The 25,202-nt window shown below is 66.0% G+C and carries 19 protein-coding genes; 13 read left to right on the top strand and 6 right to left on the bottom strand.

Annotated elements, in window-relative coordinates; genetic code table 11:
* Positions 1-204 precede the first annotated feature (204 nt).
* The 9 genes from AC1DIN_RS27600 (at position 205) to AC1DIN_RS27560 (ending at position 11,442) form a co-directional block, all read left to right on the top strand.
* The gene (locus AC1DIN_RS27600) at positions 205-1,797 is read left to right on the top strand and encodes an ABC transporter substrate-binding protein (protein ID WP_476812075.1); all 1,593 of its coding nucleotides are present in this window, start codon (positions 205-207) and stop codon (positions 1,795-1,797) included.
* 146 nt (positions 1,798-1,943) lie between these two features.
* Positions 1,944-3,560 (top strand): ABC transporter substrate-binding protein, encoded by a 1,617-nt coding sequence (locus AC1DIN_RS27595; protein ID WP_476812074.1) that lies wholly within the window; start codon positions 1,944-1,946, stop codon positions 3,558-3,560.
* A gap of 286 nt (positions 3,561-3,846) precedes the next feature.
* Positions 3,847-4,857, top strand: coding sequence for an ABC transporter permease subunit (locus AC1DIN_RS27590; protein ID WP_476812073.1), 1,011 nt, complete (start codon positions 3,847-3,849; stop codon positions 4,855-4,857).
* 40 nt (positions 4,858-4,897) lie between these two features.
* The gene (locus AC1DIN_RS27585) at positions 4,898-5,809 is read left to right on the top strand and encodes an ABC transporter permease subunit (RefSeq protein ID WP_441473752.1); all 912 of its coding nucleotides are present in this window, start codon (positions 4,898-4,900) and stop codon (positions 5,807-5,809) included.
* 4 nt (positions 5,810-5,813) lie between these two features.
* Positions 5,814-6,836 carry an ABC transporter ATP-binding protein gene (locus AC1DIN_RS27580; protein WP_441473751.1) on the top strand — a complete coding sequence of 341 codons (1,023 nt, stop codon included), beginning with the start codon at positions 5,814-5,816 and terminating at the stop codon, positions 6,834-6,836.
* The gene (locus tag AC1DIN_RS27575) at positions 6,833-7,813 is read left to right on the top strand and encodes a peptide ABC transporter ATP-binding protein (RefSeq protein WP_476812072.1); all 981 of its coding nucleotides are present in this window, start codon (positions 6,833-6,835) and stop codon (positions 7,811-7,813) included. The genes AC1DIN_RS27580 and AC1DIN_RS27575 overlap by 4 nt, the downstream gene beginning before the upstream one ends.
* A 108-nt stretch (positions 7,814-7,921) precedes the next feature.
* The gene (gene pepT / locus AC1DIN_RS27570) at positions 7,922-9,151 is read left to right on the top strand and encodes a peptidase T (RefSeq protein WP_476812071.1); all 1,230 of its coding nucleotides are present in this window, start codon (positions 7,922-7,924) and stop codon (positions 9,149-9,151) included.
* Between the two features lie 135 nt (positions 9,152-9,286).
* Positions 9,287-10,282, top strand: coding sequence for a sterol desaturase family protein (locus tag AC1DIN_RS27565; protein ID WP_476812070.1), 996 nt, complete (start codon positions 9,287-9,289; stop codon positions 10,280-10,282).
* Complete coding sequence (locus AC1DIN_RS27560; RefSeq protein ID WP_476812069.1) at positions 10,279-11,442, top strand: GNAT family N-acetyltransferase; 1,164 nt, start codon at positions 10,279-10,281, stop codon at positions 11,440-11,442. Before AC1DIN_RS27565 ends, AC1DIN_RS27560 begins: the two co-directional genes overlap by 4 nt.
* Here the strand turns inward: AC1DIN_RS27560 and AC1DIN_RS27555 are convergent.
* The gene (locus AC1DIN_RS27555; protein ID WP_476812068.1) at positions 11,366-12,862 is read right to left on the bottom strand and encodes a glucosamine inositolphosphorylceramide transferase family protein; all 1,497 of its coding nucleotides are present in this window, start codon (positions 12,860-12,862) and stop codon (positions 11,366-11,368) included. The two genes, AC1DIN_RS27560 and AC1DIN_RS27555, sit on opposite strands and share 77 nt — an antisense overlap.
* Before the next feature lie 275 nt (positions 12,863-13,137).
* On the opposite strand from AC1DIN_RS27555, the gene AC1DIN_RS27550 reads away from it, so the two are divergent.
* Both AC1DIN_RS27550 and AC1DIN_RS27545 read left to right on the top strand, forming a co-directional pair.
* Complete coding sequence (locus AC1DIN_RS27550; protein ID WP_476812067.1) at positions 13,138-15,234, top strand: GumC family protein; 2,097 nt, start codon at positions 13,138-13,140, stop codon at positions 15,232-15,234.
* Positions 15,234-16,577 carry a VpsF family polysaccharide biosynthesis protein gene (locus tag AC1DIN_RS27545; RefSeq protein WP_476812066.1) on the top strand — a complete coding sequence of 448 codons (1,344 nt, stop codon included), beginning with the start codon at positions 15,234-15,236 and terminating at the stop codon, positions 16,575-16,577. The genes AC1DIN_RS27550 and AC1DIN_RS27545 overlap by 1 nt, the downstream gene beginning before the upstream one ends.
* On the opposite strand, the gene AC1DIN_RS27540 is transcribed toward AC1DIN_RS27545, so the two are convergent.
* Both AC1DIN_RS27540 and AC1DIN_RS27535 read right to left on the bottom strand, forming a co-directional pair.
* Complete coding sequence (locus tag AC1DIN_RS27540) at positions 16,519-17,760, bottom strand: glycoside hydrolase family 5 protein (RefSeq protein WP_476812065.1); 1,242 nt, start codon at positions 17,758-17,760, stop codon at positions 16,519-16,521. The genes AC1DIN_RS27545 and AC1DIN_RS27540 overlap by 59 nt on opposite strands.
* Complete coding sequence (locus AC1DIN_RS27535; protein WP_476812064.1) at positions 17,757-18,929, bottom strand: DUF1972 domain-containing protein; 1,173 nt, start codon at positions 18,927-18,929, stop codon at positions 17,757-17,759. Before AC1DIN_RS27535 ends, AC1DIN_RS27540 begins: the two co-directional genes overlap by 4 nt.
* A 168-nt stretch (positions 18,930-19,097) precedes the next feature.
* Between AC1DIN_RS27535 and AC1DIN_RS27530 the strand changes: the two genes are divergently transcribed.
* Positions 19,098-20,237 carry a glycosyltransferase family 4 protein gene (locus AC1DIN_RS27530; RefSeq protein WP_476812063.1) on the top strand — a complete coding sequence of 380 codons (1,140 nt, stop codon included), beginning with the start codon at positions 19,098-19,100 and terminating at the stop codon, positions 20,235-20,237.
* Positions 20,234-21,496: an MATE family efflux transporter gene (locus tag AC1DIN_RS27525; protein ID WP_476812062.1), complete on the top strand. Its 1,263-nt coding sequence runs from the start codon at positions 20,234-20,236 to the stop codon at positions 21,494-21,496. The genes AC1DIN_RS27530 and AC1DIN_RS27525 overlap by 4 nt, the downstream gene beginning before the upstream one ends.
* A gap of 22 nt (positions 21,497-21,518) precedes the next feature.
* On the opposite strand, the gene AC1DIN_RS27520 is transcribed toward AC1DIN_RS27525, so the two are convergent.
* The 3 genes from AC1DIN_RS27520 to AC1DIN_RS27510 form a co-directional block, all read right to left on the bottom strand.
* Entirely contained in the window at positions 21,519-22,379 is an 861-nt protein-coding gene (locus AC1DIN_RS27520; protein WP_476812061.1) for an HTD2 family dehydratase, read from the bottom strand.
* Complete coding sequence (locus AC1DIN_RS27515; protein ID WP_476812060.1) at positions 22,379-23,536, bottom strand: acyl-CoA dehydrogenase family protein; 1,158 nt, start codon at positions 23,534-23,536, stop codon at positions 22,379-22,381. Before AC1DIN_RS27515 ends, AC1DIN_RS27520 begins: the two co-directional genes overlap by 1 nt.
* A 136-nt stretch (positions 23,537-23,672) precedes the next feature.
* Positions 23,673-24,965, bottom strand: coding sequence for an alpha/beta hydrolase (locus AC1DIN_RS27510; protein ID WP_476812059.1), 1,293 nt, complete (start codon positions 24,963-24,965; stop codon positions 23,673-23,675).
* Positions 24,966-25,202 lie beyond the last annotated feature (237 nt).

Genomic DNA, 25,202 nt, shown 5'->3' with positions numbered 1-25,202 from the left:
TTCCAGGCCACGCGGACGCACAGCGCAATCGTTTACCCTCCCCTCCACAGGTCGCAAAACGCCTGCGGAAACGACTATTCGCGCCCCTCGACTTTCAATAAGCTGTTGACAAGGCGGCTCGGGGAATTCCGCCCATGAAGCTTCCGATGCAACGGGATCATCATCCGCCTGAGGCGGCGGAGAGAGGCGTTCGAGGAGACATCCATGAAGAAAATTCTGTTGGCGACGCTGTCGGCCTCGGCGCTGATGGCGGCGCAGCCGCTGATGGCGAAGACGCTGGTCTATTGCTCCGAGGGCAGCCCTGAGAACTTCGCGCCGAGCGTCAACACGACCGGCACCTCCTTCGACGCGAACACCCAGATCTACGACACCATCGTCCAGTTCGAGCGCGGTGGCACCAAGGTCCAGCCGGCGCTCGCCGAGAAATGGGACATCTCGCCGGACGGCCTGACCTACACCTTCCATCTGCGCAAGGGCGTGAAGTGGCATTCGAACAAGACGTTCAAGCCGACGCGCGACTTCAACGCCGACGACGTCATGTTCATGATCGAGCGGCAGTGGAAGGAAGATCACCCGTTCTTCAAGGTGACGAGCTCGAACCACTCCTACTTCAACGACATGGGCATGCCCAAGCTGCTGAAGTCGGTCGAGAAGGTAGATGACTATACGGTCAAATTCACGCTGAACCAGCCTGAGGCGCCGTTCCTCTCCGACCTCGCCATGCAGTACGCCAGCGTGCAGTCGAAGGAATATGCCGACGCGATGCTGAAGGCCGGCACGCCGGAAAAGCTCGATCAGGACCCGATCGGCACCGGCCCGTTCTATCTGGTGCAGTACCAGAAGGACGCGATCATCCGCTACAAGGCCTTCCCGGAGTATTGGGCCGGCAAGGCGAAGATCGATGACCTCATCTTCGCGATCACGCCGGACGCCTCGGTGCGCTGGGCCAAGCTCCAGAAGGGCGAATGCCATGTCATGCCCTATCCGAACCCGGCCGATCTCGACGCGATCAGGAAGGACGCCAACGTCCAGATCCTCGAGCAGCCCGGCCTGAACATAGGCTATCTCGCCTACAACACCACCAAGAAGCCCTTCGACGACGTCAGGGTTCGCCGGGCCGTCAACAAGGCGATCAACAAGAAGGCGATCATCGACGCGGTCTATCTCTCCAGCGGCATCGCAGCGATCAACCCGATCCCGCCGTCGATGTGGTCGTACAACGAGACCATCAAGGACGACCCCTATGATCCGGAGGCCGCCAAGAAGGAGCTGGCCGAGGCCGGCTATCCGAACGGGCTGGAGATCGACCTCTGGGCCATGCCGGTGCAGCGCCCCTACAACCCGAACGCCAAGCGCATCGCCGAGCTGATGCAGGCGGACCTCGCCAAGGTCGGCGTCAAGGCAGAGATCAAGAGCTTCGAATGGGGCGAGTACCGCAAGCGCATGCAGAACGGCGAACACCAGACGGGCATGCTCGGCTGGACCGGCGACAACGGCGATCCGGACAACTTCCTGCACACGCTGCTGGGCTGCGACTCGGCCAAGACCAACGGCTCGAACGTCGCCAAGTTCTGCTACCAGCCCTTCGAGGAGCTGGTGACGAAGGCGAAGACCGTCACCGACCAGGCCGAACGCGAGAGGCTCTATCGGCAGGCGCAGGTGGTGTTCAAGGAGCAGTCGCCCTGGTTCACCATCGCGCATGCGGTGCAGTTGAAGCCCGTCCGCAAGGAAGTGAAGGACTTCAAGCTCTCGCCGTTCAGCCGCCATGTCTTCTACGGCGTCGACATCGCCAACTGAGCGAAGTGCCAGCCGCGCCCCGATCCGGCGTGGCTGATGCGTGCCAAACGACGCGGCCCCCGCGGGGCCGCGTTTCGGGAGGCGGAGACGATGGGGCATGACGCCCCGCGCCCGATCCGTCTCCTTGCCTATCCGAGAGAAACGCCATGTCCGCTCGTGCCCGCTCCTTCGCTCTGACGCTGGGGCTGAGTGTCCTTTTGCTGCCCGCCGTCGCCAGCGCCCAGGCGCTCGTCGTCTGCTCCGAAGCCAGCCCCGATTTCCTGAACCCGCAATTCAGCAGCCAGAACACCGCCTACGACGTGGCGGCGCAGATCTATGAGCGCTTGACGGCGACGGAACGCGGGGGATCGCAGATCATCCCGAGCCTCGCCGAGTCCTGGACGATCTCCGACGACGCGCTGACCTACACCTTCAAGCTGCGCAAGGGCGTGAAGTGGCACGCCAACAAGGCCTTCACGCCGAGCCGCGAGTTCAATGCCGACGACGTCGTCTTCTCGTTCGAACGGATGTTCGATGCGAGCAACCCCTACAACAAGGTCGGCAGCGGCAATTACCAGTTCTTCAGCGAGATCGTGAAGCCGAGCCTGAAGTCGATCGAGAAGGTCGACGACTACACGGTCAAATTGACGCTGACGAAGCCGAACTCGCCGATGCTGTCGGCACTCTCGGTCGAGCCGATGTCCATCCTCTCGGCCGAATATGCGGCCGCGATGCTGAAGGCCGGCACGCCGGAGCAGGTCGATTTCGCGCCGATCGGCACCGGCCCGTTCTCGCTGCTGTCCTACCAGAAGGATGCGATCATCCGTTTCAAGGCGGTGCCGGATCACTGGACCAAGGCCGTCGGCAATCGCGACCGCATGGCACTGGTCAACGACCTGATCTTCGTGATCACCCCGGATGCCGCCGTCCGCTTCGCCAAGGTGCGCTCGGGCGAATGCCAGATCGCGCGCTACCCCAATCCCGGTGACCTGCCGGCGATGAAGACCGAGCCGACCGTCAACCTGCTGCAGGGCAGCATCGCCGATCAGAGCTTCCTTGCCTTCAACCAGCAGAAGAAACCTTTCGGCGACAAGCGGGTGCGCGAGGCGCTGGCCTACGCCACCAACATCCCCGCCATCATCGACGCGGTCTATCAGGGGACGGGCAACCCGACCGCGGCGGCGGTGCCGCCCTCGCTCTGGTCGCATGACGCCGACCTCAAGCCGCGCCCCTATGATCCCGACAAGGCCAAGGCGCTGCTGGCAGAGGCCGGATATCCGAACGGCTTCGAGACGACGCTGTGGGCCATTCCGGTCGTTCGCGCCTACATGCCGAACGGCCGGCGCGCGGCCGAACTGATCCAGGCAGACTGGGCCAGGATCGGCGTCAAGGCGACGATCCAGACCTTCGAATGGGGCGAGTATCTCAAGCGCGGCAGGGCCGGCGAGCACGAAGTCGGCATGTTCGGCTACACCTGGGACTACCCTGATCCGAGCCAGATCCTGCTCTCGGGCTGGACCTGCGAGGGTGTGAAGACCGGCGCCAACCGGGCCCGCTGGTGCAACCAGGAAGCCTCGGACGCGCTCGCCAAGGCCAACACCATCACCGACCAGGGCGAACGCACCAAGCTCTACAAGCGCTTCCAGGAGCTCTTCCACGAGGATGTTGCGGGCCTGCTCTTCGCCAATGCGCAGGCTTTCACGCCGGTCCGCAAGGAAGTGAAGGACTACAAGATCCACTTCTTCGGAGGACAGCCGTTCTATGGCGTGTCGATCGCCAAGTAGGATCTGAACACCCAACGATCAGCGGCGCCAGCAGAGCATTCATTGCCTTGCTGGCGCCGAAACAATTCGCATTGTTGCGCCGGAATTCTCGGTTTTTCCCAAGTATTTCACCAGCCGAACACCCGAGAACCGCGGCCTCTGACGGCGATCCACGGTTTTTGTCATCGCGTTCTTGATCTTTCGTGGATTCTGGTGTTTCCGCTGCGCCGGAATTCAAATTCGACTAAAATGACAAGACAGGCCGCCGCGCAGATGACATGCCCGGGCCGACAAAAATGGCAGAACCATGCTGCGCTTCATCTTCACACGGCTGAGCCTGGTCATCCCGACCTTCATCGGCATCACGCTGCTGGCCTTCTTCCTGGTGCGGCTCGTGCCGGGCGACCCGATCGAGACGATGGCCGGCGAGCGCGGCATCGACGCCGCCCGCCATGCGCAGCTCCTCACCGAATACGKCCTCGACCGGCCGCTGCTCGTCCAGTACGGCAAGTATATCGAGCGCGTCGTGCAGGGCGACCTCGGCAAGTCGATCGTGACGCGCGAGAACGTGCTGACGGAATTCGGCCAGCTCTTCCCCGCCACCATCGAGCTCGCACTCTGCGCCATCCTGATCGCGCTGATCGTCGGGCTGCCTGCCGGCATCATTGCGGCGGTCAAACGAAACTCGATCTTCGATCATGGCGTGATGGGCATCTCGCTCACCGGCTATTCGATGCCGATCTTCTGGTGGGGCCTGCTGCTGATCCTGCTGTTCTCGGTGCAGCTCGGCATCACGCCGGTGTCGGGACGCATCGCGGTGCAATACTTCATCGAGCCGGTCACCGGCTTCCTCACCATCGACAGCCTGCTGGCCGGCGACATCGACGCCTTCTGGTCGGCGCTGTCGCATCTGGTGCTGCCCGCGATCGTGCTCGGCACCGTGCCGCTGGCCGTGATCGCGCGCATGACGCGCTCGGCGATGCTCGAGGTGCTCGGCGAGGACTATATCCGCACGGCGCGGGCCAAGGGCATGGCGCCGATCCGCGTCGTCGCGCTGCATGCGCTACGCAACGCGCTGATCCCGGTCGTCACCGTCATCGGCCTGCAGGTCGGCACGCTGTTCACCGGTGCGATCCTGACCGAGACGATCTTCTCCTGGCCCGGCGTCGGCAAATGGCTGATCGAGGCGATCAGCCGGCGCGACTATCCCGTCCTGCAGGGCGGCACGCTGCTGCTCGGCATCGTCGTGATGAGCGTCAACCTCTTCGTCGACCTGCTCTACGGCCTGATCAACCCGCGCATCAGGCACGCCAAATGATCCGCCCTTCACATTCCAGCTCCCATCGGAGCCCTCGTCCATGAGCGCAGAAACCCTCGAAGCCCCAGCAGTCGCTGCACCGAGCGGCACGCCGCCCCATCCGGCGCGCGAGTTCTGGACCTATTTCAGCGCCAATCGCGGCGCCGTCGCCGGCCTGGTCGTCATCGTGCTGGTGCTGGTCTGCGCGCTGTTCGCGCCGCTGATCGCGCCGCATGACCCGAACCTGACCAACAACGCGGTCTTCCTGAAGCCGCCGTTCTGGCAGGCGGGCGGTTCGCTCTCCTATCCGCTCGGCACCGACGCCATCGGCCGCGACATCCTCTCGCGCCTGCTTTTCGGCGCGCGACTCTCGCTGGTGATCGGCATCGCCGTCGTCTCCATCGCCATCGTCGTCGGCATCGTCCTCGGGCTGATCGCCGGCTACTTCAAGGGCATCGCCGACATCGCGATCATGCGGCTGATGGACATCCTGATGACGATGCCGAGCCTGCTGCTCGCCATCGTCATCGTCGCGATCCTCGGCCCCGGCCTGATGAACGCGATGCTCGCCGTCGCCATCGTCGTGCTGCCGCATTACGTGCGCATCACCCGCGCCGCCGTGATCACCGAGGCCAGCAAGGATTACGTCATCGCCGCCCAGGTCAGCGGTGCGCAGACCATCCGACTGATGTTCTCCGAGATCCTGCCGAACTGCGCCGCTCCCCTCATCGTGCAGGCGACGCTCGGCGTCTCCACGGCGATCCTCGACGCCGCGGCGCTGGGCTTCCTCGGCCTCGGCGCCCAGCCCCCGACCCCGGAATGGGGCACGATGCTCGCCGATGCGCGCGAATTCGTGCTGCGCGCCTGGTGGGTCGTCACCTTCCCGGGCCTCGCCATCCTCATCACCGTGCTCGCCTTCAACCTTCTCGGTGACGGCCTGCGCGATGCGCTCGACCCCAAGCTGAAGCGCTGATCCCATGCCCCTGCTCGAAATCGAAAACCTCAGCGTCGAATTCCCCACCTCCCAGGGAACGCTGCGCGCCGTTGACCGCATCGACCTCACCCTGGAGGAGGGCGAGGTGCTCGGCGTGGTCGGCGAATCCGGCTCCGGCAAATCAGTCACCATGCTCGCGCTGATGGGCCTCGTCGGCTATCCCGGCCGCGTCCGCGCCGACAAGCTGCGCTTCGACGGCCGCGACCTCCTGACCATGTCCGCCCGCGAGCGCCGCCAGCTCACAGGCAAGGATGTGGCGATGATCTTCCAGGAGCCGAGCACCAGCCTGAACCCCTGCTTCACCATCGGCTTCCAGCTCGCCGAGACGCTCAGGAAGCATGAGGGCATGGACGGCAAGGCCGCAAAGCGCCGCTCGATCGAGCTGCTCGAGCAGGTTGGCATCCCGGCCCCGGAGAGCCGCCTCAAGGCCTTCCCGCATCAGATGTCCGGCGGCATGAACCAGCGCGTGATGATCGCGATGGCGATCGCCTGCAATCCGCGCCTGCTGATCGCCGACGAGCCGACGACCGCGCTCGACGTCACCATCCAGGCGCAGATCCTCGATCTCCTGATGTCGCTGCAGCGCGAGCGCGGCATGGCGCTCGTCCTCATCACCCACAATATGGGCGTCGTCGCCGAGACGGCACAGCGCATCATGGTGATGTATGCCGGGCAGATCATGGAAGAGCGCAAGGTCGACGCGCTCTTCGCCGATCCGCAGCATCCCTATTCCGCCGCGCTGCTCGCGGCGTTGCCGGAGCGGAGCGAAAACGCGACGCGGCTCGCCACGATCCCCGGCATGGTGCCGGGCCTGAACGACCGGCCGAAGGGCTGCCTGTTCAGCCCGCGTTGCGCCTATGCGACCGAGCACTCGCGCAATGTCCAGCCGGAACTCAGGAACTGGGCTGACGGGCGCGTACGCTGTCACTATCCGCTCGGCGATCCTCAGCGCGACGCTGATCGCGCCCGCGACGAAGCCGGCCGGGCGAAGGAGGCCGTGCGATGAGCAGCCCCGTCATCGAGGCGCGTGAACTCACGCAGATCTATCCGGTCAAGCAGGGGCTTTTCCGCCCGCCGGCGCAGCTGCAGGCGGTGAACAAGGTGTCCTTCGCGGTCGAGGCCGGCCGGACGCTCGCGGTCGTCGGCGAGTCCGGCTGCGGAAAGTCGACGCTTGCCCGCATGGCGACGCTGATCGAGACGCCGACCTCGGGCACGTTGATGCTCGACGGGGTCGATGCCGTCAATCCGCCCGCGAGCGAGCGCAAGCGCCTGCGCCGCACCGTCCAGTTCGTCTTCCAGAACCCTTATGGCTCGCTCAACCCGCGCAAGAAGGTCGGCACGATCCTGGAGGAGCCGCTCAAGATCAACACCGACCTCTCCAAGGCCGAGCGCACCGAGAAGGCGCGCGCGATCATGGCCAAGGTCGGCCTGCGGCCGGAGCATTACGCCCGCTATCCGCACATGTTCTCCGGCGGTCAGCGCCAGCGCATCGCGATCGCCCGGGCGCTGATCCTCTCGCCGAAGCTCGTCGTGGCGGACGAGCCGGTCTCGGCGCTGGACATCTCGATTCAGGCGCAGGTGCTGAACCTGCTGGCGGATCTGCAGGAAGAGCTGAAGCTCGCCTATCTCTTCATCTCGCATGACCTCAGCGTCGTCCGTCACATCGCCCATGACGTGATGGTGATGTATCTCGGCAATGCCATCGAGCACGGCCCGAAGGAGCGCATCTACGCCCGGCCGCTGCACCCCTATACGCAGGCGCTGCTCGCCTCGACGCCGCGCGTCGATGCCGGCAAGCGCGAGCGCATCGTGCTGCGCGGCGAACTGCCCTCCCCGCTCAACCCGCCCAAGGGCTGCGTGTTCTCGACGCGCTGCCCCTATGTGACCGATCGCTGCCGGGCGGAGCGCCCGGAGAAGCGCGAGATCGACGGCCGGCAGGTCGCCTGCCACTACGCCGAGGACTTCCTCGCCAAGGCGGCGTGACCGCTGCGCTTCGGCGGCCCTTGCCGAAGCGCAGGCCGACGCGATAGCTCTCGCTGCGCCCGGCATCCGCAGGATGCGGGGCACGGCGAGACGCGAAGCGAGGTCGAGATGTCCATTGCGGCGAAACTGACGGAGCGCTTCCTGCGCTACGTCGCGGTCGAGAGCCAGAGCGACGCGCGGGCGACGAGCCTGCCCTCGACGCCCGGGCAGCAGCGCCTCGCCGCGCTTCTCGCCGAGGAACTCGCCGCCCTCGGCCTCGCCGATATCGTCATCGACGACCACGCCACCGTCACCGCGCGCAAGCCCGGCACACGGCCGGGCGCGCCGCGCATCGGCTTCATCGCCCATCTCGACACCGTCGATGTCGGGCTCTCGCCGGTCATCCGCCCGCAGATCCTGCGCTTCGAAGGGCAGGATCTGTGCCTCAACCGCGAGCAGGACATCTGGCTGCGCGTCGAGGAGAACCCGCAGATCAAGCCCTGGGTCGGCGCGGACGTCATCGTCGGCGACGGCACCAGCGTGCTCGGCGCCGACAACAAGGCCGCCGTCGCCGCGATCATGACGCTACTCGCCGAGCTTGGCCCCGAAGACGCCCATGGCGACATCCTCGTCGCCTTCGTGCCCGACGAGGAGATCGGCCTGCGCGGCGCCAAGGCTCTCGATCTCACGCGTTTCGCCTGCGACTTCGCCTATACGATCGACGCCTGCGAACTCGGCGAGGTCGTCATCGAGAACTTCAACGCGGCCCAGGGCGAGATCAGCTTCACCGGCGTCAGCGCCCATCCGATTTCGGCCAAGGGCGTGCTGGTCAATCCGCTGCTGATGGCGATGGATTTCATCGCTGAGTTCGACCGCGCCGAGACACCGGAAAACACCGAAGGGCGCGAGGGCTATTTCTGGTTCACCGAGATCGCCGCCGGCCAGAGCGAGGCCAAGCTCAAGGTGATGATCCGCGAGTTCGACAAGTCCCGGTTCGAACAGCGCAAGCGCCGTATCGGCGAGGTCGCGGAGCTGATCGCACAGCGCTATCCGAGGGGACGGGTCTCGTCTGATGTCACCGATACCTACGGCAACATCCATGACAGCCTCGGCGACGACCGCCGCCCGGTCGATCTGCTTTTCGCCGCGCTCGATGCACTGAAGATCGAACCGAAGCTGATCCCGATGCGCGGCGGCACGGATGGGGCAGCGCTGTCGGCGCGCGGGTTGCCGACGCCGAACTTCTTCACCGGTGGCTGCAATTTCCACTCGCGCTTCGAATTCCTGCCCGTTCCGGCTTTCGTGAAGTCCTACGAAACCGCGCGCATGATCTGCCGGCTGGCGGCGGAGCGGGGCTGAAGCCGCGCCCCGCAGCGGAATCGCGCCGCCCGAAGCCGCGCTTAACCATAAGGCGCGAGCTTTCCTGCGATGTGTCGAATATTTAATAGCCTTGTGGCCTAAGGGTACCGCCCCCCGCCGCAGGTGCTAGACGGAATGACCGAATTCATTAGCAAAATCCTCGACAAGATTTCGGCGACGAGCCTCTTGACGACGGGCTTGCTGCTGCTGACGGCGCTGGTCAGCGCGCTGGTCGCCTATTGGAGGACGGCCGAGCAGAAGAACTTCCGGGAGTTCTTCGATTTCATCTTCCCCAATGAGATCATCACTCACCCCTCGGCGAAGGCGGATCTGCTCTTCTGGGTGACGCGCAAGGCGATCATGCCGTTCCTGATGCTGCCGGCGGGCGTCACCTTCGTCGTCGCAGTCGGCTACGCGACCAACAAGATCCTCGCGACGATCTTCCAGATCGAGCCGCCCCTCATTCCGGGGCCGGCCGGGCCGATGACCACCGTGATCTTCACGATCACGATGCTGCTGGCCTATGACATCTCCTATTATCTCTATCATGTCGCGCAGCACCGCTTTCCCATCCTCTGGGAGCTGCACAAGGTCCATCATTCCGCGGAAGTGATGGTGGGCATCACCAAGGACCGCGTCCACCCGCTCGACGAGTTGATGAACCGGGCCTGGGACGGCGTAATCCCGGGCATCTGCTTCGGGATCTGGTCGCTGGTCTCGCTCAACCTCGTCGAACTCACCGTCTTCGGCGTGAACGTCTACATCATGCGCAATATCCTGATGATGGACTTCGTCAGGCACACGCATTTCAAGATCTCGTTCGGCCCGCTCAACAACCTCATCCTGTGTCCGCACTGGCACCAGCTGCATCACAGCGTCGATCCGCGCCACTACGACAAGAATTTCGGCCTGCTGTTCTCGTTCTGGGATCGTCTTTTCGGAACCTTGTGCGTGCCGAAGCCGGACGAGGACTTCAAGTTCGGGCTGATGGAACGCGGCGTTCGTGATTACCAGTCGCTGTCGGGGCTTTATCTGCTGCCGCTGAAACGCATGTGGTATCAGATCCGGCGTCGCCTCGGCCTGCGTCCCGCTCGTCGCACCGAAGCCGAGATCGAGGGAACACAGCAGTGAGCGCCCCAACCGCGCTCGCCGCCGTCGACGGCCGAAAGCTGGAGATCGTCACCTCGCAAGAGCGGCTCACGGCGCTGGCTCCCGCCTGGGATGCGCTGTGGCGGCAAGCCGACGGCCTCGTCTTCCAGAGCCATGGCTGGATCAGCGCCTGGTGGCGGACCACGCCGGGCCGCGACCAGCGCGAGCTGCTGATCGGCCTGGTCTGGAATGGCGAAAACCTCGAGGCCGTGCTGCCTTTCGCCACGATCCGGCGCCGCGGCATCCGCATCCTCGAATGGGCCGCGAAGGAGCATAGCGATTATGGCGACATCCTCGTGGCTCCCGGCTGGAGCCGCGAAGCTGCAGCCGCCCTGTGGCGGGCGATCGCCACCGCCGGCCGCTTCGACATGGCCTATCTCAACCGGCTCGCGCCCGAGGCGGTGGCCCGTCAGATCGTGACGGACGACAACGCAGCCCTTCGCCTGCGCCCGAACCACCGGTGCGAGATCAACTATCGCGTGAGCGGCTCCTGGAACCGTGGCGCGCTCTGGTTCGACCAGCAGTCGAAGAAGACGCGGCAGAATTACCGGCGCGGGCGCAAGTTCATGGAGGAATCAGGGGAGGTCCGCTTCCGGCTGATGGCTCCGGGGGAACCTCTGGAACCGGTGCTGCAGCGCGTCGCCGCCCTCAAGCGCAAATGGCTCGAGCGCCACGGCCATGCTTCGGACCTGTTCGACGAAGGCTCGCCGGCTCTCGCCGCGCTCGTCGGCGTGATGGCGAAGCTCGGCATCCTGCGTGTTTTCCTGCTCGAATGCGGCGACAGCATCGTCGCGGTCTCGATCAATCTGGTGCAGCGCGACAGGATGATGGCCTTCGTCACCACTTATGACCCGGACCATGAGCGTGCCTCTCCGGGCATGGTGCTGATGATGGACTACATCCAGTGGTCGATCGACCAGGGCCTGTCGATGGTCGATTTCCTCTGCGGCGGCGAGGATTTCAAGCGGCGCTTCGCCACACAGGCGGTGACGCTGGATTCGGTTTCGGGAGGCCGCACGCTGCTCGGACGGCTCGCCGTCCTTGCCGACGGCGCCCAGCACGCCATCAGGAATCGGCGAGCGCCGGCACAGGCCGGGGACGAGCCAGAAGCGGCCGGCGAGCCATTGCCGAGCCGTCGATGAATTCGTATCCGCCGGCCCGGTTGAGGCTGTGGATGCGGCGACCGGGCCAGAGAGCACCTGCCTGGATGATGGTCTCGACCTCCTGATCGAAGCCCTCGGGGTCGAGCCGGGTGACGCGGGCAATGCCGAGCGCCTTGCCATAGCCGAACCGACAGTCCTGCACCGGACGCAGCAGAACACCGTCGCGGATGGTCATGTGCCCGGCCGGCCGGGCCGAGGCGATGTCGATCAGCACGGGATTGCGGGGGTGCGGTTTCCAGGGACCGCGGAAATCCGGCGCCGACCAGAGATGCAGCGCATCCGAATGGGAGCCGCCGCCGTCGCGCACCGTGGCAAACAGCCACCAAAGACCCCCGTGCTCGATCAGCGTCGCATCGCTCGCGACCACGCCGTCGATCAGCGTCGCCTCCCTGACCCAGCCGCCGGGGAACGCCGTCGCGCGAAACAGATCCACCCGCGCGGCACCGGAGCTTTCCGGGATCATCCAGACCTGCCCATCCCGTTCGAAGACGAAGGGATAGGATAGATGGCCGGGCTGCTCGAGCACCGGCTCGGGGCGCCCTGTCGGACCATCCGGCCCGAACTCCACCGCCGAGATGATGCCCTTGCCGGTGGCATGGGGGAAGTCCTCGACGAAGAGCATGAGGCGCCCGCGATGCAGGATCGGAAACGGATCGGCGTAGAAGCGGGTGCCGTCATCGGGCAGGTCGTGCCAGCCCGTACCGGGATGGCGCTTCAGATCGAACAGATCCGGGCCGGCCAGCTTGCGCCAGCCCACCCGCCAGTGCGGGGCATGGAAGCAGCGGCGATAGATGCGATCGACCGCATTCGAGGTCACTGCCCGGACCATGGTCCGGGCGAGGCCGGTCTGGGGCGGGGGCGAAGGCTCGGCTTCGGCAGGCAGCTGCGGCACACGCATGCGGCTGCCTTCGACCGCTGCCACGATGAATGTGATCACGCGGCTGAGGATATCGTCGAGCTTCGCCAGCAGAATGCGGCCGTGATCGCTGCCCGGCCGCGCTGCGGCGATCCGCGCCCCGTTCTCCGTCAGTTCGACCAAGGGAACGCCACCGGCGAGAAGAGCGGAGACGAGCGCCGCTTCTCCCGCCCGCCCTTCGAAGCGCAGGCTCCAGCGCCGCGTCGATCCGGACGGTTCATCGCTGCCGAGATCGAGAAGCAGGTCGGCTTCGTCGTGCCCCGGCGCGGCAGCCACGGCAGCCGCCTCGGCCGGCGGGGCCGCCGTGAAAAGACCCTCAGGCTGGAGGCCGTGTAGATAGCCCTCCACGCGGAAGAGACCGTCGAGTCGATGCGGGTCGGCTGCGTTCGCCGCCGGCGGAACGACCGAAAGCGCCAGGCCGGGGATAGCCCGCAGCCGCTCGATCAGGACCAGATGCCACCGCCGCAAGGGCGAAGCACCCATGTTCAATCTCAATCTCATATCCAAGCCCAGCCGCATTTCTTGCGGCAACTGCGCCAAAGCAGCCGGCATTCTCCAATACCCGCATTTCGATTTGGTTAGCCCCGCGTGCAAGCCCGCTCATGCGGGTGGCTCGACCGATCGGGGCACTTGTTAAGGAGTTCGTGGCAGTGTCGCGCCTGGAAGCTGCGGCTGGAAGACGCCGCGGCATCGCGTTGCGTTGTCCGAGTAGAGGAATGGCAAGTCTGGCTGCGACCGCTCATCGGCAGGAGGAAACGGTGCAGCCGCCTCCTCAGGAAGCCTTTCGTCGCCGCCCGGATGGCGCCGTCGAGGTCTCCGAGCTCTGGCGCATCCTCTGGCATCGGCGCCTGACGATCCTGGCCGTCGCGGGCGTGCTGGCGGGGCTGGCCCTCGCCTATGGGCTGCTGACGCCTTCGCTCTATACCGCCTCGACGCAGATCCTGATCGACCCGCGCGACCGGAACGTCGTCAGCAATGACGTCAACCCCAATACGGTCTCTCCGGATGGCGGGCTGGCGCAGATCGAAAGCCAGGCCAGTGTCATTCAGTCCACAAGCGTGCTGGCTCGGGCGATCAGGGCAACGAAACTCACCGAGGACACGGAATTCAACGGCGCCGGGCTTCTCAGTCGCCTGCTCGGCCGGATCGCGGCAGATACTCCCGCCCTGGATGGCGCTCTCACACCTGCCGAGGCGCGGACGCTCGCCAGCCTCCGGCGGAAGGTTTCCGTCAGGCGCGCCGACAAGGTCCTGGTGCTGGACGTGGTGGTGACGACGCGCGACGCCGACAAGTCCGCCAAGCTCGCCAACGCTATCGCCGAAGCCTATCTCACCGACCAGGCCGATGCGCGCAGCCGCGCTGCGACGGAGGCGTCCGAGTCGCTGACCGCCAGGCTCGCGGAACAGCGGAAGCGGGTCGAGGCGGCTGAGAACGCCGTCGAGCGCTACCGTGCCGAGAACAATCTCGTCGCAGCGTCCGGGCGCCTCATCAGCGAGCAGCAGCTCAGCGAGATCAGCAATCAGCTCTCGGCCGCCCAGGCACGCACCGCCACCCTCCGGTCCCAGGTCGAGCTGATCGCGCAGCAACGCCGGCGCGGGGCCCTGGCCGGCAACTCCACGGAGGCAATACAGTCTCCGGTCATCGGAAGACTGCGGGAGCAGGAGGCCACGCTGGTTCAGCGCGAAGCCGACCTGCAGAGCCAGTTCGGCCCGCGGCACCCGTCGATCGGCGCGGTGCAAAACCAGCTCGTCCACATCCGCCGCCTCATCGCGACGGAGATCGAGCGGGTCGAGCAATCCGTGCGCACCGAATATGAGCGCGCGCTCGGCAATGAGAAGCTCCTCGCCACCAAGCTCGAGACCCTGACGCGCCAGACGCAAGGGGCGGACCAGGCTTCAGTGCGACTGCGCGAGCTCCAGCGCGATCTCGAAGCGGTCCGTGCCGTCTATGCGACGTTCCTGCTGCGCGCGCAGGAAACACGCGAGCAGGCGACCTTGGACACCACCAACGCCCGCATCATCGGCCGGGCTCAGCCGCCGCTACAGGCGAGCTGGCCGCCGACGCTTCCGCTTGCGGCGGCAGCGGCCGTCCTCGGCCTGGGACTCGGCGCCGGCCTCGCATTGCTTCGCGAATATGCTGCGCCTCATCTGCTCTCCCGCTCGCAGGCCGAGACCCTGATCGGCGCTCCGGTGATCGGTATCCTGCGCTCCAGGACGGCCCCCGCGCGCGGTTTCGGCCGGTGGTTCCGGCGCTCGACGGGACGGAAAGCGGATGCGGAAGGCGCGGCGCAACTCGCGCTGCTGCTGCTGTTCAAGCCCACGGATGTGCCGGTCCCGGCAGCACGCAGCGCCCTGCTGATTTCGGCCGAGGCCGATGGCGATGAGCGAGAGCATGCAGCCGACCTGCTCGCCAGCGCAGCGGTCCAGCATGGAGAGCGCGTCCTCCTGGTCGATACGACGACCGAACCAGTCCAGGGCGGCCCTGCCGGGCTCATGGATATTCTGCGGGGCGAATGCAGCTTCGAGGATGCCATTCACTTCAGCGGCGCCAAGGATGTTGCGCTGATGTCGGCCGGTCGCCCGAAAGCTGCAACGCAGAAGGCATTGGCACGCAGCTATGCGATGCGAATGCTGGCGGATGCCAGCCGTCACTTCGACGTCGTGGTCATCGACGGCGGGCCGCTGGAGCGCAATGTGAAGATCGCGCCGCTGGTCGGCATGGTCGAGGAGATCGTGCTCGTCGCTCGCCTCTACACCACGCGTCAGCAGGAGATCATGCGGGCGGTCGAATCCGCGCGCGTCATGGGTCGCACGGTGACGGCAACGATCCTGATCGACGCCGACGGGCGAGGCTGATGCCTGCCGCCAATCCCACGGCCGACGCCTCGGCCCGTGGGGCACCGGGCTGGGCCCACCTGGATGGGCTGACGCGCTACGGTCTTTTCGCCACTGTCCTGGTGCTGTTCTGCGTGTCGGGCGGCATGCTCTGGCTCGTCGGCTACAATTACGACGGCCTCACCGGCGCCGCCGCCACGAAGATCCATCCCTCGACCTATATGATCGTGCTGCTGTTCGGCTGGAGCCTGATCGGCTGCGGCGATCCGGTCAGCMGCATCATTCATCTCGTCAGCGMTCGGCCGGCGACGCTGTTCATGCTGCTGGTTACGATGGGGACGATCATCGTCACCGTGCTGCGCGACGGGCCGGGCCTCGGCGGCATGGTCGACACCTATGTCGCCGTCTGCCTGCTGGTCCTGTTGCTCGTCGATGCCGACGAGGAGACCATGACGACGCTCACGACGATGCTGCATGTCGTCATGACCCTCAACGCCCTGCTCGCGCTCTTCGAGTTCGTCACGCAGTTCCGGCTCTTTCCCTACCGCTTCGACGGCGCCGTCTTCGAAACCGACACCCGCTCCAGCGCGTTTCACGGCCATCCGCTGGCCAACGCCATGATCACCGCCTGCTATCTGATGGCCCTGATCAGCGGATCACGCTCCCTGCCGCCGGCGGTCCGCGGCGTCCTCATCGCGCTGCAGAGCGCCGCCCTGGTGGTCTTCGGCGGCCGGACCGCGCTTCTGACGTCGCTGGCGTTCGGCCTCTGCTACGGCACGGTACAGCTGTTCGCCTTGCTGCGGAGCGGGCGGATATCGCTCATCGCCGCCGCCATCGGCTGCGTGCTCGTAGCCCTTCTGCCCGTCGCCATCGGCGGGCTGGTGGCGCTTGGTTTCTTCGACGACGTGGCCACGCGCTTCGTCTCCGACGGCGGCAGCGCCAATGCCCGCAAGGAAATGTTCGAGCTGCTGCAGATGTTTTCGATCGGCGACCTCATCGTCGGGCCGGATGTACAGCTCGTCGATACCCTGCGCCGCGTCAACGGGCTCGAATGGGGCATCGAGAACCCGTTCGTGCGCATGACGCTGTATCAAGGGGCGATCATCACCGCGCTCGTGACGCTGGCCTTCGGCCTCTTCATGTACGAGCTGGGGCGCGGACGCTCCGGCGTCTGGCTCCCGATGATCGTCTGGATCATCCTGCTGAACGGCTCGGAGAGCATCGCGACGAAGACGACGATGCCGTCGAAATTCGTCGTCGTGATTCTGTGCCTCTATCGACCGGAAAGGCGCGTTTCCGACCGGCTCAATCCGGCATTCTCAGGCCGAGGGCCGCGATCATGGCCGGGTCGAGCCGGCGGCTGACGTCGTCCATCATCCCCATGCTGTCGAACAGATTCCAGAACGCCCAGGGAAAGCCGAGCGCTTCGGCGCCGAGCCTGACGTCACGCACATAGCGGGCGCGATCGTCCGGAGCGGAGGCGACCGTGCCGCCCCCGGAGCGCAGCGCCCCGAACTCGCCCATCAGGATCCGGCCGGGCTGGACGCCCTCGCGCTCTGCCCAGGCACGGACCCGGCGCAGATAGCCATCGATGAAGGGGCGGTCCGGCTGGGCATCGAAATACTCCTTCAGGACACGCTCGGTCTCGCGATAGGCGGCCGCACCGCTGCCCTGTGCCGGCCCGCCTAGCGCCGCCATTCGAGCACGGACCGCAGCGAGGGTGGCGTCGAGGCTTCCCCGCGCCGCCGGCCAGGGCACGGAGTTGAGCGCCCGGTAGACCGGCTCGCTCATCCAGCGCGCGCCCTGATGCGAGAAGAGGTAGGGCTCGTAGAAGTGAAAGGTGAAGAGCAGCGGCTCATAGAGCGAGAGCTCGCGAACCCGGAGGGGTTCGAGGCCGGCGATCATGCTGCCGCAGGCGCCGGTCGCCAGCAATGTCAGCCCTGGCGCGGCCAGCCGGGCCGAGGCCAGAAGCCGCTTCTGCATCTCTCCCCATTCGGCGGAGCCGCAGGCCTGGAGCGGCTCGTTGACCGGCTCGAAACCGGTCCGCTCCGGATCGCTCCGTCCCAACCGCGACGCCAGCTCCGTCACCAGGTCGCGATAGGCCGGAAACGCCGGAGCATCCAAGCTTCCGAACAATCGCGACGGCGTCCAATAATGCGTCGCGGCGTTGGCGTGCAGGTTGACGATCACGGCGAGCCCCTCGCGTTGCGCCAGCGCGACGGCGGCCATCACCTGATCGAGCAATGACTTCCTGGCGGCAGGAGCGCCGGCAAGGAACGGACCGGGGTCCACAGGCAACCGGACGAAGTCGAGGCCCGCACGACGCAGCAGCGCAAGATCCGCCCGCGTCGGAACCTGCCGGTCGAGCTGGAATGGTGGCCAATCATAGTCGGTTCGCGGCGCCGGGTGCTCCCGCGTCAACGAGAACCACGGCCAGAGATTGACGCCGCGCCGGACGCTGAGGGGCCGCGCTGCATGGGCGCGACCGCCACCGATGGTCGCCGTGCCGATTGCACCCGCGAGCAGAGACCGGCGGCTGACCTTCATCCCCGGCGGCTGCCGGTCATTTCGACAGGAGCAAAAGTGGCTTCCGGCTCGAGGCCGAGCAGGGCAAGCGCCTCGCGCTCGTACTGTTCGAGGACCGTCTGCCATTCGAAGCTGGACCGGGCGCGCCCGAGCGCAGCCTGCTTCAGGCGCGCGGCCAGCTCGTCATCGGCCAGCAGCCTCCCGATCGCATTGGAGCAGCTCGCCTCGTCACCGAAGAACAGGCCTGCCTCGCCGGCCGTCCAGCGATTGTAGGGATTGTCATGGGCGATGACCGGGTTCCCTGCCCACAGCGCCTCGACCAGAGAGGGGTTGGTCCCGCCGACCGTATGTCCGTGCAGATAGCCCCGCGCGTGGAAGCGCAAGGCCCTTACCGTCTCGTCATCGTAGATCGCGCCGGGCATGATCACCTCCGGCCCCGCCGCCGCCTTGACCTGGCGATGATAGGCGTTCTCATCAGAGAAATTGCCGAGGACGACGAGGGGCATGCCGCGCCGCTTGGACGAGAATGCCTCGACGAGAGTGAGGATCGAATTGTCGGGCTCGATCCGGGCGATCGAGATCAGATAGCAGCCGCTCTCCAGCCCGAACCTCGCGAGCGGCTTTGCCGGCGCCATCCTGATGGGCATGCCGCCATAGGGAATCATGACCGTGGCACTGCGCGGACGCCGCGTCGCGAGGTGATCGGCGATGACCGGATGATCGGCCACGAGACGGTTCGAGGACCAGGCCGCGACCCATTCGTTGATCCAGAACCAGCTGCGGACGGGCCAAGACCATTTCGGCCGGCGCCACTCGATCCCGTCCATATTCGTCATGATCTTCCGCCCGGCCAGGCGCAAATAGGGCAGGAAGATCGCGCCATTATATCCCAGGACGAGACTGAGCGCCGGGCGCTGTGCCGCGTGCCGCACACAATGCCAGTCGAAATCGATGGTCGCGCGCGGCCCCGAAGACGACACCTGCGTGCGGATAAGCTCTATGCCCCGCCAGGATTCGCTGTGAAACCGGCGCGTGACGACCGGAACCTCGTCCTGGCAGTACACGCCGACCTGCCAGCCCCGCTCGACCAAAAACAAGGCGAGCTTCTCGGCGAAGGTCTCGAAGCCTCCATGCGCAGCTGGAATCCCCCGTGTTCCGAGGATCAGCAACGAGGGAGCGGTATTTGCCATGATTTTATCCGGAGGCGCGCAAAGCTGCGTGAAGATAGCGCATACCTCCAATAATACCTTGAGTTTCTGGGGTTTATTCTCCTTTTATCGAAGATGGTTAGGACGCGCTTTCCGGCCATGCGGAATCGGTGGAAGCGCGATGGCGGCGTCCTCGAATGGAAATGGATTGTGACGCTGCGTATCGCCTGCATTCATCAGGGCTATGAACTCTACGGCTCGGATCGCGCTTTCGCCGAGAGCGTGGCTGCCTTGCGGCAGGCCTACCCGGCCGCCGATATCGAGGTCGTGCTCCCGCGCGAGGGTCCGATTCTCAGCCTGCTGCAGCCGATCGCCAGCCGGGTCGTCATCGAGCCGCTATGGGTCCTGCGCCGCAGGAACCTGCCCAGATTGATGGCCACGGCCCCGGTCGAGCTGCCTCGCGCCGTATTGCGAGCGGCGCGGCGCATGCGCCGCTGCGACCTCGTCTACATCAATACCTCGGTCATCGTGGACCATGTCCTCGCCGCGCGGTTCTTTGCCGGCAAGGTAATCCAGCATATCCACGAAATCCCGGAGGGAATGACCCGCACGCTCCTGCGCCGGCTCATCCTCTGGGGCCGGGCGCGGCTGATCTTCAACTCGCAGGCGACGCGCGCCGCCTTTCCGCTCCCGGCCKATCATGCGGCGGACGTCATCTACAATGGCGTGGCCGGACCCGCCGATTGGGCACCCACGGATTATGACGGGAAGCGCCGACTGCGTGTCCTCATGCTCGGCCGGATCAACCGCATCAAGGGCCAGGAAATCCTGCTCGCAGCGGTGAGCGCCCTGCCTCCGGAGCTGCGAGACCGCCTTGAGGTGCGGATCGTCGGCAGCGCTTTCGAGGACCCCGCCCTCGAACAGAGCTTGCACGAAGCAGTGACGAGCGCGGGTCTCGACGAGCAGGTCAAAGTCGAGCCTTTCCGCGATGATCCCACGCCGCTTTATCAGTGGGCCGACATCGTCGTGGTGCCGTCCCGTCGCCCGGAGTCGCTCGGCCGCGTCGCAATCGAAGCCATGGCATTCGGCCGGCCTCCGCTCGCCTCGGCGATCGGGGGCCTGCAGGAGGTGGTGGTGGACGGTTTGACCGGCCGGCTATTGCCGCCTGGCGACCCCAACGCTCTCGCCGAAGCGCTGAAACAGGTGATCCTCGCGCCGGAGATGCTCGCCCCCATGGCGCATGCGGGCCGCGAACGCTTCTCCGCACTGTTCAGCGATCGGGCCGTCGCCCGCGCCATCGGTGCGGTTGTCGAGGACATGCTCTCCCGCGGCCGGCAGGGGCAGCAATGAACTTCGAATCCCTGCGCCGCCTGATCCTGAAGCTCGTCGTCATGGTCGGCGGCGAGGCGCTGCAAAGCGCGTTTCACCTCGCCCTCAACCTCGTCCTGCTGCACTCCGTGTCCGCGTGGGACTACGGCGTCTTCGCGCTGGTCATGGTGGTCGGCGGCATCGGCCTGACCTATATCCGCGCGCTCACGGCTCTGCCGGCGAGCATCTTCATCGCCCGCAGCCACAGCGTCGCCGCGGCCGGGGCCTTTGAGATCACCTTCGGCTCGGCGGCCGCGCTGCTGTCGGCGCTGCTCGGCGTCGGCGTCGCCTGCGCCCTGAGCGGCTGGCTTCCCGAAGGGGCCTTCGGCGGCGGCGCCTTCGTCGCTCTGTGGACCGCACGCGCGCATATCCGCACTGTCTTCTTCGCCCGCAATCGGCAGATGCTGGTCAGCGCCAGCGACCTGACGTTCACGATCAGTGGCTCCCTCGGCGCCGCATGGGTGGTGTGGAACGGCACCCATATCCTGCAACACACGTTTCTGGTCATGATGACGGCAAACGCGCTCGGCATCGCCGTGATGCTCGCGTTCGGCCGGCGGCCCATACGGTTGAGCTTCGGCACACATGTCTGGCGGCGCTATCGCAAACTCTGGCGAGACCTGAAATGGTCGCTGCTGAGCGTGACCATCACCAACCTCCAGGGCCAGGGCATGGCACTGCTGGTCGCCACGATCGCGGGGCCTGCAGCCTATGCGCCGATCGCGGCGGCACTGGTCAATTTCGTGCCGCTGCGCATCGTCTCCACCGCCTTCGCCAACATGATGCATCCGGAGATGACGGCGCTCGTGGCGCATCGCGACTCCGCGAAGGTCGGGCGCTTGCTGCGCTACTGGCCGATCCCGCTGGCTGCCCTCGGCGTCGTCTACGGGATCGTCATTCTGCTCGCGCTCCCGCTCATCCTGCCGGAAAGCCTCGAGGACACCCGCTTCTTCAAGATATCGGTGATGGCCTGGGTCATGAGCGGCATGCCAATGCTCTATGTCATGCCCCGCATCTGGCTCGAGATCGCCCAGGATTTCCGCTCGATCGCGATCCTCTCGGCGATAGCCGCCGCCATCGGCATGCTGGTGGTGCTGGTCCTGCTGCTGACGGCCGCTCCCTCCTGGGTGCTTCTCGGCGGAGCGCTGTCGGAGGTCATCGTCCTCATCGGCAGTTGGGCCGTTGTCTGGCCGAGGCAGCGTGCCGCCGAGAAGGCGCCGTCCGCCGCCCGAGCCGGCTGACCGACGACCACGGTTGGCGCCCTTACGACCAGGAAGCTTCCGCCGTCATGCAGAGCGTGCCGTTCTGCTTGGCGGTCCAGAGCTTCAATCGGCCCCCCTCCTCCGCCGCGTGCAAGGCGAAAGCATCGTCATCGAAAAGCGGCGACAGCCCCCGGAAGCTGAAACGGCGCGGCGGGGCTCCGCGTAACTCGGTGGCGTAGTTGCAGAGCAGGGCCGCCTGCATCGGCCCATGGACGATGAGACCGGGGTAGCCCTCGACCTCCATGACGTAGCGGCGGTCATAGTGAATGCGATGGCCGTTGAACGTCAGGGCGGAATAGCGAAACAGCAGCGGCGCCTCGGCCCTCATAGGCCGCTGGTGAGCGCCCTGCTCGGCAGATGGTGGCTGCTTTGTCGTGCCCGCGGCGCCGTCGAGATCGCGATAGACGATGTCCTGTCGCTCCTCCAGCACGAGCGCTCCATTCGCCTCGACGCGATGCTCCACGGTGACGAAGCAGAGCGGCCCGGTGCGCCCTTCCTTCAGCACGACGTCGGCAATGCGGGAGATACGACTGACGACATCCCCCACTCTGAGATCGCCGGAAAAGGAGAATGCGCCCCCGGCCCACATCCGGCGAGGCAACGGCACGGGCGGCAGAAAGCCCCCCCGAGCGGGGTGGCCATCGGGGCCGAGCGCGCCGGTCGGAGCCGCCGGCTGCGCCAGGCAGAAATGGATCAGCCTCGGCACCACTTCGCCGGGCTTCGGCGCCTCGCCCGGATCATCGAATGTCGCGTGATACTTCCGCGCCAGATCCTCGCTGACGATGTCGACGCCGATATCCTCGTTGCCGATCCAGCCGCGCAGGTGATCGATGTCGAGTGCGGACCTATCGGAAGCAGCCATCAGTAAGACCTCGGCATGCCCAGCACGTGCTCGGCGAGATAGGAGAGGATCAGGTTCGTGGAGATCGGCGCGACCTGGTAGAGCCTCGTCTCGCGGAATTTGCGCTCCACGTCGTATTCCTCGGCAAAGCCGAAGCCGCCATGAGTCTGGATGCAGGCATTGGCCGCCTCGAAGGACGCGTCCGCCGCCAGCATCTTGGCCATGTTGGCCTCTGCACCCGGATTGGCGCCGGCCTCGTAGAGCCGGATCGCCTCGCGCACCATCAATTCGGCGGCGCGCATATTGGCGTAGGCCTTGGCGATCGGGAACTGGATGCCCTGGTTCTGGCCGATCGGCCGGCCGAAGACATGGCGTTCCCTGGCATAGTTCGAGGCCTTGTCGATGAACCACTTGGCATCGCCGACGCACTCGGCCGCGATCAGGATGCGCTCGGCGTTCATGCCGGAGAGGATGTAGCGGAAGCCCTTGCCCTCTTCGCCGACGAGATTCTGCGCCGGCACCTTCACATTGTCGAAGAAGACTTCGGTGGTGGCGTGGTTCATCATCGTGCGGATCGGCCGGACGGTCAGCCCGTCCTTCAGCGCCTCGCGCATGTCGAGGATGAAGACCGAGAGCCCGTCGGTGCGCTTGGCGACCTGGTCGCGCGGCGTGGTGCGGGCGAGCAGCAGCATCAGGTCGGACTGCGCCGCGCGGCTCGTCCAGATCTTCTGGCCGTTGATAATGTAATGGTCGCCCTCGCGGCGAGCGGTGGTGCGCAGCGCCGTGGTGTCGGTGCCGCTGGTCGGCTCAGTGACCCCGAAAGCCTGGAGCCTGAGCTCGCCCGAGGCGATCTTCGGCAAATAGCGCTGCTTCTGGTCCTCGGTGCCGTGACGCAGCACCGTGCCCATCACATACATCTGGGCGTGACAGGCGGCGCCGTTGCAGCCCTGTCGCTGGATCTCCTCCATGATGACGGCGGCGGCCGAAAGCGGCAGGCCGGCGCCGCCATATTCCTCGGGGATCAGCGCCGAGAGGAAGCCGCTTTCCGTCAGCGCCGTGACGAACGCGGCCGGATAGGCCATCTCACGGTCGAGCTTGCGCCAGTACTCGCCGGGGAAATCCGCGCACAACCTGGCAACCGCATCGCGAATGTCGGCGTGGTCGGAAGCATGCTGCATAGCGGCCTCGAAGCTGCCGGACGCCTCGCGGCGTCCCGATCCCTTCGTGGTTAGACCTCCACAGACCGATGAGAAAGAGCGTCCGTGGAGGGTAAGGCCTGCATCATCAACAGCCGGCGTGCGGGTCGCTTCATTCTCAGCGGCCGGAAGGCGCTCCCGCCTCGAACGGCGCGGTCACGGCCTCGCCCGTGGCTTGTCCGGCATCCCCGACAGACCGACCGACCTGCTCGATCGTGTCGTTGAAATTCCGGCGCGTGTGCGGGTCGACGACGGCGATCGGCGCCGAGATCGCGAGGCCGGCTGCCGTGCCGACGGCCGCCGCGGTGCCGGCGGTCACCTGCATCAGGCGCTCGCCCAGGCCGACCCGCGAATCCGTGATCGGCTGCCCCTCGACCAGCCGGGAGCCGATCAGTTGTACGACTTCCGGGCTCTCGGCGAACTTGCCATGGTTCAGGCTGTCGCCGGAGCGCAGTTTTGTCAGGTTGAGCACGGTGATGCCGGTCTGCGCGAGCTCCGTCCGATAGGGCTCGACATCGGGATCGATCGCGCCCAGCCTTGCCGTGCTGCCCCAGACGCGCCGCGAGACCGCAAGGGCCCTGTCATCCTGCGAGACGAACACAGTGAAGCGCGGCAGCTTGCCGTGGATGTCGGAGATTTGGCTGCGGAAGACATCGACGTCGACATCCGGCGCGGCGAGCATGACATTGGCGATTTTCGGCGGGATGCTGCCGTTGCGGATCGCCATCTGCCGCAGCGCCTCCATCGTCACCCAGTTCCCCATCGAGTGGGCGAGGATCGAGACCTCGCCGACAGCCGGATCGCGCGCGAGATCCTGCAGCAGGTTCTCGAGCGACGTGCGGGAATAATTGCCGCTCTCGCGATCATAGCCATAGGCGAAGATCGAGCCGCGCGACGGCCAGGTGAAAAGGATCGGCACGACGTTGGCGTTGGAGTCGTGCACGATCTGCGCGAAGCGATAAACCGCGTCCTCGAAGCGATTGTTGAAGCCGTGGATGAAGACCATCACCCGGCGCTTGGGCACCTTGACCACGGCCTTGTGGAAGCGTGACACCGCCTGGGCGCGGTCGAGCTTTTCGACCTTCAGCGTCACGAATTCCGTCTCCGGATCGCCGGGCAGGCGGCTCGGCCATTGCACCTCGCCGACCTTGCGGCGGGTCCCCGGCGGCAGGGAGACAGTGATCTCGGCGAAGGCGGGCTTGCCGCGCTCGCCCGAGAACAGAACGCCGGCATCCTCGTCCGGCGCGCGCGTCGTGGCCACCAGCATGGTGACCTTGCTCGTATCCGTAGCGGACGAGCTCACGGGCAGAAGCACGCCCTTCACATCACCGGCGCAGCCCGCGAGCAACAAGGCGGCGGCTCCTGCCCAGAAAGACCGGAGCCCGACCTTGTGAAGTAACGCAATACGCATCCCCGCCCCCGACAACGACGCCACTTTGTCCCGACATCGCTTTATCATGCGGGAATGATGCTGAGCTGTGACAGCCAGCCCCGAACTAGGCAGCGTTCCTGCCGAGCGGTCAAGCGGAGAGCTCGGGGCTTTGGCTGTTTGCCTGGTTTTCGGGGTGGATCTTTGTGAGCAGGTGGCGCTTGAGCAGCTGACGACGTAAAGCCCGCCTTTTGAGGGGCGGGCTTTTGATTTGGTTGC

This window comes from Allobosea sp. 05T438, from assembly GCF_056396025.1.
This window is presented reverse-complemented; position numbering and strand designations above follow the sequence as displayed.